The following is a 13,970-nucleotide window of genomic DNA, read 5'->3' as shown; positions in this document are numbered from 1 at the left end:
ACCTCCTTCCTTCAAGGCATGAATCTCGAAGGATGATCACCTGCGCCGGCGGTTCAGCGCCAGCAGTCCCAGCACCAGCAGCACCAAGCTCGACGGCTCTGGCGCGGCGCTGGTGGGAATCTGCGGCGTGCTACCGGCATCCACGGGCTTCAACCCGGCGCGGTCGTATTGCTGCTTGTTTTCGAGCACGACAGCACCGGAATACGGCGTCACGAGCTGATGCTGCGCCGCCTTTTTCGCCTGATCCTCGGGCACACGATCACGACCTTGGAAAACAGCCATCACTTCGCGGAAAACAGCAAGGCGTGCCAGTTGGTCCCACACTTCTTTCCCATCCGCAGGCGGTGTAGCTGAGCGGGAGACATGCGTGATTGTCGCTGGCCCGTCGTGGATCTTTTGCAGCGTGGCGGCCAGTTCATCCGCGCCACCACCGGTCCAGCGCAGGCCGCCAAAAACCGGAGCGGCATCGTACAGCTCCTCCAGCAGCTTGTTCCGGCCATGCTCCAGCTCCAGCGCATGAATCTGCGGCGGTGTGCTGCCGCGTTCGAGGAGTTGTTTGATCACTTCCTTGCGGCTGAGGTCCGCAGGCTGCGGCCCGTGGAGCCAGATGATCGTCGCAGGAGCCGTGGAGCCGCGCAGCCTTTGCAGCGCGGCCTTGAAGGCGGGCACGGCATCGCGTCCGCCGGCGAAGTTCGCGTTTTGCAGGCGGCCTTCAATCTCCGACACGGGCACCTCGACCGCATCGCCATCAGTGCTGGCCCAGATCGTCACCGGCACCTGCGCGGCGAGCTTTTGTAAAGCGCCACGAATCACTGCGGCATGCTTCTGCAGGCCGGCGGAGGCATCCACGATCACAAAAACCGGCCTCGCAGCGGCCTTAGGTGCGGGAGAACGTTCTACGACGACGATTGGCGGCTCGCTGCCGGCAAGCTTGTCAGTCGTCCATACCTTTGGCAGCGGTGGTTGCTTCAGGCCGAAGCTCAGCTTCGCCATCTCGACCTGCGGCACCTCCGCCTGCCAGGTCCAGACGCCATTCTGCGTCGCGGCAGCATCTTTCTCCGATTCCGCGACTTCCAGCGTCTGGGGCGACTGCACCCACACCGCATGACGCGTCCCCTCGTGGATGCTGAAGTTCCGCTCCACGATCAACGGCATGAACAGGGCCGCAGGAGCCTGCGCGTCCAGCGGTGCGGTGATGCCAAGGCGGATTTTCATGCTGCCACCCGGTGGCACGGGAAAACACTGCGCCAGCACACGATCCGGCCCGGCCATGTTCACCAAAACGGGATCGCGGCGGTCCACGACCACGGTTTGACGATACGCCTGCGTGACCTGCGAGCGCGCGCCGAAGGCCGCCTCACGCGGCTCACCATCGATCCACAACATCAACCGCGAGACACACGCACCGGGAGGCAGCAGCATCTGGCAGCGGGCTTCCTGCGCGTTGCGGTGCCGGTTGTGAAACTCCAGCGTCCACTCCCCATGGGCCAGCGCCGAGTCCGCATCGACATGCCAGTCCATGCGCGATGACTGCATCGACAGCCCGCGGATGCGCGCGCCCACCTCCGAGCCGCCACGATCCTCATCCCAGGCAAAGGATTCAAACCGCTCATCCTCCACCATGCGAAAACCTTCCCGCATTTGAATCACTCCCGGCGGGGGCGGCACGTCGCTGAAGGAAGAGCCGGTGACACGGAAATAGAGCGACCTCAGCGCCTCACGATCGAAAGAACCGGTGCGAATGGACTCGTCGCCCATTCGACTGAGCCCTTGGCGGATCAAGCCGCGATCAAACAAATGCCCCAGCGGCCCGAAATGGCCCGCGCCACCGCCCGTGTAGCACAGGCGCAGCAGAAACTCCTGCCGCCATGCCGTGCGCAGCTTCGGCAGCGCTTTCGCGGCATCGCCCTCCTGCCATTGCACGGCACGGAGGGCTTCACGGATGTCCCCATGCACACTCACCATCTGCCATTCCGCCGCGACGCCAATCAACAGACCGGCCGCCAGTCCGCCACGCCACAAGGCCGGGCGGCGTTTTTCCACTTGCTGACGACGCAGGCTCACCAGGGTGATGATCCATGCCACCAGCGCCGCGAGAGGCCCCAAGGCGGCCAGGACCAACGGCAGGATCATGAACCCCTGAGGCACGCTGAACAGAAACAGGGGGGTGAAAGGCAGGAACATGAGACCGGCGATGTTCATCGGCCCCATGGCAAGCACATAAAGGACTGCGGAACACAGGCCCGCGCCGTGCAGGAAAACGCCAGCCGGCTCCCACTTCGTCCCCGGATGACGCCGCGCCATCCAAGGGGCAAAAATGGCCGCGGGCATCAGCAGCACCAGTAGCACATGCATCCAGGTCGGGATGGGATCGCACAGCGTCGAGGCGCAGGAACGCGTGGTGAACTCCATGAGCAGCGAGTTCAGTGGAAGAATCAGTCCCGCGCCGAGCAGGAGCCGTTTCAGGAATACGAGGAATCCATTCATGCGCCGCATTCTAGCGATCCAGGCGTTCGCGAGTCATGCTCTTTTGTGTGAAATCGGGGTGAAGTCACGGTGGAGTGGTCATCGGTCCATTTCCGGCCCCGGCGCGGACACACTCCGCCGCATTGCACGAATGGATGCCAGCGCCAATCTGCCAGCCGCTAGGGAGGTCGATGCAGTTGCGGAAATCCGTCTTAAAGCAGGCGGGCGATGTCCGATCAAAGGTCAAGGTCCGCTCAACAGGCGATCCACGCACAGCTTGCGCTCGTAATTCCTGCGGTTATCTGCGCCTCCCCCATGCCTCCTGTTACTCCCCCACTTGTGCCTGCACAGCCGCCGGATCGTCTCACCGGCATCGAACTCGATGACCCGAAAGCCGCCGCTGCGGGCGTGCCTGCCGTGGCAAACTCGCTGAAGCATGTCTATGGCAACAGCGGCCTCATGCGCGGCACCTCGGCGATGCTGAATCTGAACCAGTGGGAGGGCTTCGACTGCCCGAGCTGCGCCTGGCCTGATCCGGAGGATCACCGCAGCGCTTTCGAGTTCTGCGAAAACGGCGCGAAGGCCATCGCCTCGGAGACGACGAAGAAAAAAGTCACCCCGGCTTTCTTTGCGCAGTTCAGCCTGCCGGAGATCGCGAAGATGAGCGATTACGAGATGGATCAGGCAGGGCGCATCACGCAGCCGATGGTGCTGCGACCCGGCGCGACGCATTACGAGGCCATCGCGTGGGACGACGCGTTTGAATTGATCGCGAAGGAGCTGAACGCGCTCGCCTCGCCGGACGAGGCGGTGTTTTACACCAGCGGCCGAGCCACGAATGAAGCGGCGTTTCTTTACCAGCTTTTCGTTCGTCAGTTTGGCACGAACAACCTGCCGGACTGCTCCAACATGTGCCACGAGAGCAGCGGTGCGGCGCTGGGGCAAAGCGTGGGCATCGGCAAGGGCACGGTGACGCTGAAAGACCTCGAAACGGCCGAGACGATCCTCATCATCGGGCAAAATCCGGGCACGAATCACCCTCGCATGCTGAGCTCGCTGCAACGTGCCGTCGAGGCCGGTGCGGAGATCATCGCCATCAATCCGATGAAGGAAGCGGGGCTCACCGGCTTCATGCATCCGCAGCAGGTCAAAGGCGTGCTCGGCATGGCCACGCCGCTGGCAAAGCAGTTCATGCAGGTGCGTGCGAATGGCGACCAGGCACTGCTCAAAGGCATCGCAAAGACCTTGGTCGAAGATGGCAGCATTGATCGTGAGTTCATTTCCACGCACACGCTCGGTTTTGCGGACTACGAGGCGCATCTGCGGTCGCTCGACTGGGCGGAACTGGAACGCGTGAGCGGCATTTCGCGCAGCGAGATCGAAAAGGCCGCGCGGCAATGCGCCCGCGGATCGCGCAAGGTCATCACGTGCTGGGCGATGGGCCTCACGCAGCACAAAAACGCCGTCGCCACCATCCAGGAGGTGGTGAACATCCACCTGCTGCTCGGTGCCATCGGTCGCGAGAGCGCCGGCCTCTGCCCGGTGCGCGGCCATAGCAATGTGCAGGGAGACCGCACGATGGGCGTGTTTGAGAAGATGCCCGCGTGGTTCCACGACAACCTCGACCGCGAGTTCGCTTTTCAATCGCCGCGTCATCATGGCTACGACACCGTCGCGGCCATCAAAGCGATGCACGAAGGCCGCGCGAAGGTGTTTTATGCCCTTGGCGGCAATTTCCTCCAGGCAACGCCTGACACCGAATACACCGCTGAAGCCTTGCGCCGTTGCTCGCTCACCGTTCACATCTGCACGAAGCTCAATCGCAGCCACGTCATCACCGGTCGCACCGGCCTGATCCTGCCCTGCCTCGGCCGCAGCGAGCGGGATCTCGATGAAAAAGGCGATCCGCAGTTCCTCACCGTCGAAAACAGCATGAGCGTTGTCCACGCCTCGCATGGCAAGCTCGATCCCGCCTCGCCACATCTGCTTTCCGAGCCGCAAATCATCGCCCGCACCGCTGCGGCGACCTTGAAAGGCCGCACGAGCGTCCCGTGGCTGGATCTCGGCCGCGATTACGACCTCATCCGCGACCGCATCGAGCGAGTCGTGCCCGGCTTCGAGGACTTCAATCAACGTGTGCGCAAGCCCGGCGGCTTTTACCTGCCGAACAACGCCCGCGACCTGAAATGGGACACCGCCACCGGGAAGGCGAATTTTGCCACGCATCCGCTTTCCTGCGTGCAGCCCGCGGAGGACCAACTCGTGCTCCAAACCTTCCGCAGCCATGACCAGTTCAACACGACCGTTTACGGCCTCAACGACCGCTATCGCGGCATCGGCAATGAACGCCGCGTGGTCTTCATGAATCCGCAGGACATGAAAAAACGCGGCCTCAGCCCGCTGCAGGCCGTGGACATGGTCAGCGAGCATTCTGGCCAGACTCGCGTGGCCCGACGCTTCCTCGCCGTGCCCTACGACATGCCCGCCGGCAGTGCCGCAGCCTATTTTCCTGAAGCAAACGTGCTCGTGCCCATCGACAGCTTCGCCGATGTGAGCCTCACCCCGACCTCGAAAAGCGTGCTGATTCGCGTGACGGCATCGGCATGAAGTCGGAGCCTTGACGATTCGGCCATTCCCCCTACCATCTAGCTGTCATGACCCCGACCGCCACGGCTCTGCTCCTTCTCTCCCTGCGACTTACGCTAGGGTAGGCGGCCCGCGTTTCCTCGTCATGCATCCCTCGCCGTCACGTTACGGCAGTTCTTTGGATCCCAGGAACCTCTCCGGTCCTTCACAGCTCTGTTACCTTCGTTTTCTCATGTTAAAAAATCCGTCCGTTAAATACCAGCGCTTCGATCCCGTCTCGTTGCCGAACCGCCGCTGGCCCTCCCAAACCATCACGAAAGCGCCCATCTGGTGCTCCGTCGATCTGCGCGATGGCAACCAGGCCCTCGCCGTGCCGATGAATGTCTCGCAGAAGCTCGAAATGTTCGACGCCCTCGTGAAATGTGGCTTCAAGGAGATCGAGGTCGGCTTTCCCTCCGCCTCGAACACCGAGTTCAGCTTCAACCGCCGCCTCATCGAGGAAAACCGCATCCCCGACGATGTCACCATCCAGTGCCTCGTGCAGGCGCGTGAGGATTTGATCGAAAAGACCGTCCAAAGCCTCATCGGGGCCAAAAAGGTCGTCATTCACATGTACAACTCCACCTCGCCCGCGCAGCGGAAGTATGTGTTTGGCAAGTCGAAGGAGGAAATCATCGCCGTGGCCATCAAAGGCGCGCAGATGATCAAGGACCGCCTGCACCGCCTCACCGAGGGCGGCACGCACGTCACGCTGCAATACTCCCCGGAGAGCTTCAGCGCCACTGAGGTCGAATTCGCCAAGGAGATCAGCGAGGCCGTCATGGACGTTTGGCAGCCCACGCCGCAGCACAAAATGATCCTCAACCTGCCCGACACCGTCGAGGTCTGCATGCCGAACGTGTATGCCGACCAGATCGAGTGGATCTGCACGAACATCAAAAACCGCGAGAGCCTCATTGTCAGCCTGCATACGCACAATGATCGCGGCACCGGCACCGCCGCCACGGAGCTGGGATTGCTCGCAGGCGCGGATCGCGTCGAAGGCACGCTGTTTGGAAACGGCGAGCGCACCGGCAATCTCGACATCGTGCAGGTCGCCATGAACCTGTACATGCACGGCCTCGACCCGAAGCTCGACTTCAGCGACATGAACGGCCTCATCCAGATGTATGAGCGCACCACCGGCATGACCGTGCCACCGCGTCAGCCGTATGCCGGTGAACTCGTCTTCACCGCCTTCAGCGGCAGCCATCAGGATGCCATCAAGAAGGGCCTCGCCGGTTACGAGCAGCACAAGACCATCTGGGATGTCCCTTACTTAACCATCGACCCCAACGACATCGGCCGCGAATACCGCGAGGTCATCCGCGTGAACTCGCAGAGCGGCAAAGGCGGCGTCGCCTACCTGCTCGAAAGCGAGTTCGGCATCGAGCTGCCAAAGGACATGCAGCGCGAGTTTGGCCCCATCGCCAACGACATCGTCGATTCCCTTGGTCGCGAGGTCAGCGGCGCGGAGTTGAAGCAGATGTTTTGGAAGGAATACATCGAGCGCGACACGCCCTTCGCGCTCCACCACTTCCATGCCGATGGTGTGGATGGTGTCTTCACCTGCCGCAGCAGTTTGGTCGTGAATGGCAAGGAACGCGGCGTCACGGGCAAAGGCAACGGCCCCATCGCCGCCTTCGCCGATGCCCTCATCACCGATGCCGGTGCCCCGAGCTTCGAAGTCACCACCTACCGCGAGCAAAGCCTCTCCAGCGGCACCGAAGCCGCCGCCCTCGCCTTCATTCAGATCAAAACCGCCACCGGCAAACTCATCTGGGGCGCGGGAACGGACACCAACATCGAACTCGCCTCGATCAAAGCCGTGCTCAGCGCGGTGAACCGGGCGATGTAAGCCCATTCGGATTCACCGCAGAGTCCGCAGAGGAGCGCAGAGATTCCATTTTGAGCCTCTGTGAAGCTCGATGTTCTCCTCGGTTTGATTTTGCGCGAGGCAGGATGTGAAAGTTCTTTTCGCGCAACGCATTCTCTGCCAGCCTCTTCTGGAAAGACTTTATCCTCATGAAATTGTGCCTCATTTCCATTCTTCTCGCCTCTCTTTGCAGCGTTCAGATCATGGCAGCGGACCCTGTCCTGGAGGCATTTGCTGAACGGTATGCCAAGGCCAAGGATGAAGGTGATGCGGCCGCCCTCATGGCCATGCACTACATGGAAGGCGCGACTGAAGCGGAGGTCGCCAGGGTGAAGGAGAGTGTGGAGTTAGGCATCAAATACAAGAACGCGGACAAGCACACCGCGGTGACGATTGATGACAAGCTGAATGAGGACATTGAGTTCACCCGGGTCAGCAAAGGGGAGAAGGTCGAAACAAGTCTGCCGCCGGCAGGCATGATCACCATCACCTATCCCAAAGGCGGGCACATGGCTCCCTACGGCCTCAAAGACGGCAGGCCGTGGCTGCTGGGTGTGAAAATCACCAAACTCGACTGGAATGGGCCTGCCGAGGATTTTTATCAGGTGTCGGTGACCAACAGTGGCGACACGCCCGTCGATTTCACCATCGAGTATGCCTACAAGGCCAGCGGACTTTCCTTCGAGAAGAAAAAGCAGTCCACCGTGAAGGCCCATGGCTTCAAGGGCACCAGTATCATCGCCAATGAAGTTCTTTCAGTGCGTATCAGCACCAGCCAGCCTGATGTGAAGTTGGAGGCGGTGCTCAATCGCAATGACTCCGGCAAACCAACGGAGATACTCAAGAAGTCGGTCGATTCCTCCGCTCCGTTCGTCTTTGAAGGCAAGAAGCCATGAGCCAATCCGTGCACGGTGCGCTAGTTCCCTTCTGTTCATCCATGTCCCTACAAATCCCCGACTATCCCTTCCAAGGCTTCATTTTCGACTGCGACGGCACGCTCGTCGATTCGATGCCGCTGCACCACATCGCGTGGGTGGAGGCGCTCAAACAGCATGATGCAGCCTTTGAGTTCACTGAGGAGGTGTTTTACGCACACGCCGGCATCAAGGAGCAGGACGTGGTGAAAATCCTCAACGCAAAGCACGGCACGAACATCGATCCCGTGAGCGTGGACGAACTCAAGATGGAGATTTTCCGTGAGCGCATCCCCGAGCTTCAGCCCGTGCGGCCTGTGGCCGAGTTTGCCCGGTCTCTGCACGGCCGATTCCCCATGGCGGTCGCCTCCGGCAGCGCAGAACCCACCGTGCGTGCCAGCCTGGAGGCCACCCGGTTGATCGACCTGTTTCCGGTCATCATCACGCCGGAGCGCGTGAAGCATGGAAAGCCAGCGCCTGACATGTTCCTGCTTGCAGCCGAACTGATGGGCGTGCCTCCAAGCGAGTGCCTAGTGCTGGAGGACGGAAACAGCGGCCTCGAAGCCGCCAAGGCCGCAGGCATGCAAGCGGTGTTCATTCCGCGCACGCTGAGGTAATTGCCGAAAAAGAGGAGAAAAGAATTTGAGGACCTGATTTCAGACTTTTTCCTTCTTTTCTCTTTTTCGGCTGATCAGGCTTGGCTCAGCCACGCTTTCCAGCAAGTCACAAAACCCTTCGCAAAGTCCTGCGGTCTCGCATCCACCCACGCGGTGATGTCCTCGGGCCTGAACCACTCGCCACAGGCGATCTCCTCCGGCAGACAACGTACCGGGCCATCGTGACGGGCCAGACGCAGTTCGACGAATTCGTGATCAGTATTGTCTCCGGCCGGGATCTGCGCGGCAAGATCGGTGGTATCGACATGGATGCCGATTTCCTCGCCCAGCTCTCGCACGGCGGCGGTGGCGTAATCTTCACCGGCATCCAGATGACCGGCGGCGCTGCTGTCCCACTTCAAGGGCGACACGTCCTTGAGGTGTGAACGCTGCTGCAGGTAGATGTGGCCGCGCTTGTTGATCACGAAGATGTGAACAGCACGATGCAGGAGTTTGCGTTGGTGTACCTCCCCACGCGTGAGCTTGCCGATGACCTCGTTGCGCTCATTCACCACGTCGAACATCTCGCTCGCTTTCTGTCCCGCGTCAGCCTCGTGCCGTTCCTCATACCATCGGGCGACCTGCACCCACTGCTCCAGCGACAGCTCCTCCGCACGCACGGTGAGCGACACGCTCAGGTGCTGCACCAAGGCTTCCCAGCCGTTCGGCGTTTCTGGCAGGAGATTCTTGAGCTGCTTCCGCCGTTGCGAAAAGCTCATGCGCACGAGGCGGTCGAACAACGCATGATCAAACACCGGCAGCGTGGCGGGATCACGCGGCGTGAGCCGGATCACCGCCGAATCGACCTTCGGCTTCGGTTTGAAAACCTCCGGGGGCACGACGCGCAGCATCTCGACGTTCCAATCCTTCTGCACCAACAGGCTAAGAGCGCCGTAAGCGTCTTCGCCACACTTCGCAGCGAGGCGATCACACACTTCCTTTTGCAGCATGAACACAGCGCTGCCCACCGGCGACGGCATCCCGAGCCAATGCTTCAAAATCTCGCCGCCGACGGAATACGGCAGGTTTCCGATCAGCCGCACCGGTCCGTGCCGGAACCATGGCCTCAGGTCGATGCGCGTGGCATCATTGTGGATCACCTCCACATCATCGCGCCCCGCGAAGTGCTCGGAGAGCTCAGGTGCGAGCTGCGAGTCCTTTTCGATCAACACGAGTTTCTTCGGCCGGCCGACGAGGTGTTTGGTCAGAGCACCGAGCCCTGGTCCGATCTCCACGACCAGATCCGCGCCATCAGGAACAATCTGATCCGCGATCCAGCGGGATATCTCCTCATCCTGGAGGAAGTTCTGCCCCATGCTCTTGCGCGGGGTCACCTGCATGCCGGCGGCGTTGGAAACGGAGCGTCGTTGATCGCGGAATCTCATCACCGCCATCATTCACCAATCCACCGGTCCATCAATGCAATCATCCATTAATCCCACGGCTTGACCCCTGCCCCGAACGACGCACTCTAAATCGTGCTCCGAACCCTCCTCAAATCCAAGCTCCACCGCGCAGCCGTCACTGATGCCAACATCGACTACGAAGGCAGCATCACCATTCCGACCGACCTCATGGAGAAAGCCGACCTGTGGGACGGCGAAAAAGTGCTGGTGACCTCCATCACCAGCGGTGCACGCTTGGAAACTTACGTCATACCTGGCCCACGTGGCTCAGGTCAGATCGTCATCAACGGTGCCGCCGCCCATCTCATCAACACCGGCCACCGCGTCACCATCATGGCCTGGGGGGAAAGCGAAAACCCGATCATACCGAAACGTCTGCTGCTCAACGAGCGCAACGAGATTGTGAACGAAACGGTGCTGTGAAGGCCGTCACGTTTTTATCTAAAACGCAGACTCCTCAACCTCTCGTGGCTGGAATGGCCAGACGATCAAATAATTGAGAAATTGCTCTAAAAGTGAGGCTGAAAAATAAAGATGCTCATCTCGCGAGGCGTTTGAGATCCTGTCGTTGGGTTAACGAAGTTCATGAACCCGTCATCAAACTCCGTTTCATCACTGATTGAAGTTTCCGCGCCGCGTGCTGGCGCGTTTCCAGCAACCCGGTGGAGTTTGGTCTTGCAGGCGCGCGACGAGCAAAAGCTCAAGGCAACCGAGGCGCTGGCTGAACTGTGCAAGGCCTACTGGAAGCCCGTTTACGCCTTCCTACGGCGCAAGGGGAACACACCGCATGACGCCGAAGACCTGACGCAGGGCTTTTTCGCCATGCTGCTGGAGCGGAATTCCTTCGCCACCGTCGAAGAGGGGAAAGGCAGATTGCGCTCCTTCCTGCTGGTGGCCTTGAAGCGGTTTGCCGCGAACGAGCACGAACGGTCCATGGCCTTGAAACGCGGAGGAGGCGTCTCCCATATGGCCTTGGATGCCAATGCGGCGGAAGAATGCTGCGCAGTTGATCCGGGCACAAACGTGACTCCGGAGTTGATGTTTGAGCGCCAGTGGGCTGTCGGGATGCTGGACACCGTCTTGAACAAGCTGCGGTCGGAATACGCGAAAGACGGACGCGAGGGTGTGTTCGATGCATTGAAAGTCAGGCTGTCCGCTGACGGAGACGGAGAAGGCGACACGCTCGCCCTTATTAGTGAGAGGCTGGGCATGAACGAAGGCGCCCTCAAGGTGGCCGTTTACCGAATGCGACAGCGCTACCGCCGGCTTCTAAAAGACGAAATCACGCTTACCGTGGATTCGCCAGAGCAGGTGAATGACGAGATCATGCACCTGTTTCGTGTCTTCGGATGATCTGGAAGCCGGGAATTCTCTTCAGCTCTGTAACCTTCTCCGTTGGTTCCGGAAAACACAGGTGATCACTTTTGCCGTGTCCCTTATGAAACCAAAAATCTCTCTCCTCGAGCTGCCGACCGGCTGTGATCCACTACAGCACGGTGTCAAATGCCCCCTCGTCACCATGCTTGCTTCTCCTTCCCCCGTTTCTCTGTGCCTCATGGTCTTCAGTCTCATCTGCCTCAGCCTCTCCCAATTTGCTCAATCGGATAAGAAGACGACCACATCTCCGCCACGGGTCGAATGGCACCTCGCCTCCAAAGAGCCACCGACCTTCAGCCCCAAGGGACATGCATTACCCCGACATGGTAGCGCCGAGGATGCACAGGCGGAATACATCACGATTCCGGGTCGTCCCACGCGTTACTACATCCCGCCCTCCTGCGAAGCCCATCGCAAACTCGCACTTCAACTGCGGAATCAGGCTGCCAGCCAGGGCCGGGATTCTGCCAGTCGGCGGCTGAATTGGGAATCGCCTCGATCTCGGGAATCGCAGAAGTGGTGTTGAACGTGGCTTCCATCCCGCTGTGGCTGCGCCTGCAGATGGCGGAAGCCAGCGCGGAAAGACACCGGGAGGTAATCCAAAAGTTTGAGCAGAGGCAGGCGCGCAAAACCGCCGCTGAAAGCGGGTCACAGGCACTAGAGGAAACAAGGCCACCCCTCGAACCAAGAACCAGTAAGTCAGAACGCTGAACTTCAACGCCGTCATGCTCTCTTCTCCTTTCCCGGTTTCGCTGTGCTCAATGGCCGTCACTCTCGCCAGCCTGGGTCTCTCCCGATATCCCCATTCGGATAAGAGATAAGAAGACGCGGCGGCGAAAGCTCCGCCCCACGTCGTCGAATGGTCCATCGCCTCACATGAGCCGCTCACCTACTGTCCCAAAGGCAATGTGCTATCTGCATTCGACGGCGGCACCGGTCCTCAAGATTCCCCGTGGTAAAGTGAGCGCAGCGGAGTTGCAGGCGACGATCAATGACAGCAACACAAGCAGCCATGCGAAGGCGGCGCTGACCTTTTGGCGCGAACTCCGGCGATGATTGGGCGCAGAGGAAGGAAGCCAGCGCCAAGGTGAACAAGCTGATTTCAGCTTTGAGGACGTAGGCTTTTGTTCCCTGGCCTTACCCCCCCGATCCCGCCAAGGCCCCGCCTGCAATAAATGCGGCTCCTACCACTGCCGTCCCCGTCACCTCGCAAACCACCTCCGTGATGCCCCAGACGCCATGGCCTGCTTTTTTCCAGCCCGGTGCCTGACGCTTCTGTTCGGTGAGGCTGGCTTCCCTCCATGCCAATGCCTGCCGCAGATGGACAACGTCGCCCCGTGGAATGTAGAAGCGAGTCTGCTTGTCAGCCAACGAGACGTATTGCGGTGGATCGTAGTGATTGTTCGTTGGAAGTGCGTGGCCGGGAGGGCAGTAAATCAAGGGGGTCTTGGACGCGACACGCCAGCCAGATTCGGCCGGGGAACAACTCTGCATGGGGTGTTGCGCACATTGTGCCAGGAGAAGACAGCTCATGGCGGCAAGGCACAGGGAAAGGCAGGAGCGGGTATATTTCATGACAAAGCGAGGGACTGCCTATGAAATCCGAATTGAGGTCCCGAAGGTTACCCCCTTTCTTCACCTCAAGCCTGCGGACGGTACCATGGCTGGAACCAGCAGCCACAACACCTACCCGCCGGACGAGGATACTAGCGTCGGCGAGGCCGCCCGGCATCATCTGCGGTCAAAAAAAAGAAATCCAACAGGTCGCCCCCCTATGCCATGATTGCGGACCGACGAGCATGGCACCCTATTTCATCATCTTGTCATGATCATTATGCTAACCTGCGTTTTGTTCTTGAATTGAGCATTTTGGCTGGGGTATTCAATCGTGTGCATCCATGAGCACTCCCGCCATATGTCCCTCGTGCGGCACAACGCTCGCCAAGGCAAGCCCTCAGGGACTGTGCCCGGGCTGCCTGTTAAAGTCGGCATTGTCGGATGAGGCAGACACGCTGAACGTCCCCTCTCCACTCGAAGTGATGAACACCGGCGCGACTCTCGGCGGCTATGAGATTTTGGGGATACTTGGAAAAGGCGGCATGGGGGTCGTTTACTCAGCAAGACAAAAGAGCCTGAATCGCAAGGTGGCTCTCAAGATGGTGCGCTCCCCACAACATGCCACCGAGACGGATCTGGCGCGGTTTCAGCAAGAGGCTTCTGCCGCGGCGAGGCTGGATCATCCAAATATCGTGCCCGTCTATGAGATCGGCGAGGCCAGCGGCATGTGCTACTTCACAATGAAACTCGTAGAGAAAGCCCGCAGCCTGGCGACCGAGCTTCAGGCGGGCCCCATTCCCGCCCGCCAAGCGGCGGCATCGATGATCAAAATCGCCCGTGCCACGCATTACGCGCATCAGCGTGGTGTGATTCATCGTGACATCAAACCCGGGAACATCTTGATCGATTCCGAAGGTGAACCCTGCCTGGCGGACTTCGGACTGGCCAAGCTCCTGGAGGCAGACATTAGGGCGTGTTTTAAAATTGGTTTCTGAGGGATAAAGTGCAGATGGCAAGAAGGACAAAAGCCATGAATGAAACATCGGTTTTGTCATACCGGGTGGCCACGCGTCGCATGCGTTTGATCTTTTCA

General features: G+C 60.1%; 10 protein-coding genes. 8 read left to right on the top strand and 2 right to left on the bottom strand.

The features are described from left to right. Positions 1 to 36 precede the first annotated feature (36 nt). On the bottom strand, positions 37 to 2,487 hold the full coding sequence (locus ACILSE_RS20995) for a VIT domain-containing protein (protein WP_395719401.1): 2,451 nt from the start codon (positions 2,485 to 2,487) through the stop codon (positions 37 to 39). Between the two features lie 294 nt (positions 2,488 to 2,781). Between ACILSE_RS20995 and ACILSE_RS20990 the strand changes: the two genes are divergently transcribed. The 4 genes from ACILSE_RS20990 to ACILSE_RS20975 all read left to right on the top strand — a co-directional run bounded on the left by ACILSE_RS20990 (position 2,782) and on the right by ACILSE_RS20975 (position 8,498). Then, the gene (locus tag ACILSE_RS20990) at positions 2,782 to 5,073 is read left to right on the top strand and encodes an FdhF/YdeP family oxidoreductase (RefSeq protein ID WP_395719400.1); all 2,292 of its coding nucleotides are present in this window, start codon (positions 2,782 to 2,784) and stop codon (positions 5,071 to 5,073) included. A 211-nt stretch (positions 5,074 to 5,284) separates the two neighbouring features. Further along, on the top strand, positions 5,285 to 6,949 hold the full coding sequence (gene leuA / locus ACILSE_RS20985) for a 2-isopropylmalate synthase (protein WP_395719399.1): 1,665 nt from the start codon (positions 5,285 to 5,287) through the stop codon (positions 6,947 to 6,949). A gap of 167 nt (positions 6,950 to 7,116) precedes the next feature. Then, complete coding sequence (locus ACILSE_RS20980; protein ID WP_395719398.1) at positions 7,117 to 7,863, top strand: hypothetical protein; 747 nt, start codon at positions 7,117 to 7,119, stop codon at positions 7,861 to 7,863. Between the two features lie 41 nt (positions 7,864 to 7,904). Then, positions 7,905 to 8,498, top strand: a complete 594-nt coding sequence (locus ACILSE_RS20975; RefSeq protein ID WP_395719397.1) for an HAD family hydrolase — start codon at positions 7,905 to 7,907, stop codon at positions 8,496 to 8,498. 74 nt (positions 8,499 to 8,572) lie between these two features. Here ACILSE_RS20975 and rsmA read toward each other — a convergent pair whose 3' ends face one another. Then, entirely contained in the window at positions 8,573 to 9,922 is a 1,350-nt protein-coding gene (gene rsmA / locus ACILSE_RS20970; protein ID WP_395719396.1) for a 16S rRNA (adenine(1518)-N(6)/adenine(1519)-N(6))-dimethyltransferase RsmA, read from the bottom strand. Positions 9,923 to 10,015: 93 nt separating this feature from the next. Between rsmA and panD the strand changes: the two genes are divergently transcribed. The 4 genes from panD (at position 10,016) to ACILSE_RS20950 (ending at position 13,872) form a co-directional block, all read left to right on the top strand. Next, positions 10,016 to 10,366: an aspartate 1-decarboxylase gene (gene panD, locus ACILSE_RS20965; RefSeq protein ID WP_395719395.1), complete on the top strand. Its 351-nt coding sequence runs from the start codon at positions 10,016 to 10,018 to the stop codon at positions 10,364 to 10,366. A gap of 162 nt (positions 10,367 to 10,528) precedes the next feature. Beyond that, the gene (locus ACILSE_RS20960) at positions 10,529 to 11,296 is read left to right on the top strand and encodes an RNA polymerase sigma factor (RefSeq protein ID WP_395719394.1); all 768 of its coding nucleotides are present in this window, start codon (positions 10,529 to 10,531) and stop codon (positions 11,294 to 11,296) included. 900 nt (positions 11,297 to 12,196) lie between these two features. Then, positions 12,197 to 12,376 carry a hypothetical protein gene (locus ACILSE_RS20955; RefSeq protein ID WP_395719393.1) on the top strand — a complete coding sequence of 60 codons (180 nt, stop codon included), beginning with the start codon at positions 12,197 to 12,199 and terminating at the stop codon, positions 12,374 to 12,376. 842 nt (positions 12,377 to 13,218) lie between these two features. Continuing rightward, a complete protein-coding gene (locus tag ACILSE_RS20950) occupies positions 13,219 to 13,872 on the top strand; it encodes a serine/threonine-protein kinase (RefSeq protein ID WP_395719392.1) in 654 nt (217 codons plus the stop codon). Positions 13,873 to 13,970: the final 98 nt, after the last annotated feature.

Source organism: Prosthecobacter sp. (genome assembly GCF_044236155.1).
GTDB lineage: Bacteria > Verrucomicrobiota > Verrucomicrobiia > Verrucomicrobiales > Verrucomicrobiaceae > Prosthecobacter.
The sequence above is the reverse complement of the archived record's forward strand: the minus strand, read 5'-3'. Positions and strand labels throughout refer to the sequence as shown.

Bases quoted from the DNA above. Each gene is read 5' to 3' on its own strand.
- ACILSE_RS20950 (WP_395719392.1), top strand. From the start codon at position 13,219: ATGAGCACTCCCGCCATATGTCCCTCGTGCGGCACAACGCTCGCCAAG.
- ACILSE_RS20960 (WP_395719394.1), top strand. From the start codon at position 10,529: ATGAACCCGTCATCAAACTCCGTTTCATCACTGATTGAAGTTTCCGCG.
- ACILSE_RS20980 (WP_395719398.1), top strand. From the start codon at position 7,117: ATGAAATTGTGCCTCATTTCCATTCTTCTCGCCTCTCTTTGCAGCGTT.
- rsmA (WP_395719396.1), bottom strand. From the start codon at position 9,922: ATGAGATTCCGCGATCAACGACGCTCCGTTTCCAACGCCGCCGGCATG.
- leuA (WP_395719399.1), top strand. From the start codon at position 5,285: ATGTTAAAAAATCCGTCCGTTAAATACCAGCGCTTCGATCCCGTCTCG.
- ACILSE_RS20990 (WP_395719400.1), top strand. From the start codon at position 2,782: ATGCCTCCTGTTACTCCCCCACTTGTGCCTGCACAGCCGCCGGATCGT.
- ACILSE_RS20995 (WP_395719401.1), bottom strand. From the start codon at position 2,487: ATGAATGGATTCCTCGTATTCCTGAAACGGCTCCTGCTCGGCGCGGGA.
- ACILSE_RS20955 (WP_395719393.1), top strand. From the start codon at position 12,197: ATGAGCCGCTCACCTACTGTCCCAAAGGCAATGTGCTATCTGCATTCG.
- ACILSE_RS20975 (WP_395719397.1), top strand. From the start codon at position 7,905: ATGTCCCTACAAATCCCCGACTATCCCTTCCAAGGCTTCATTTTCGAC.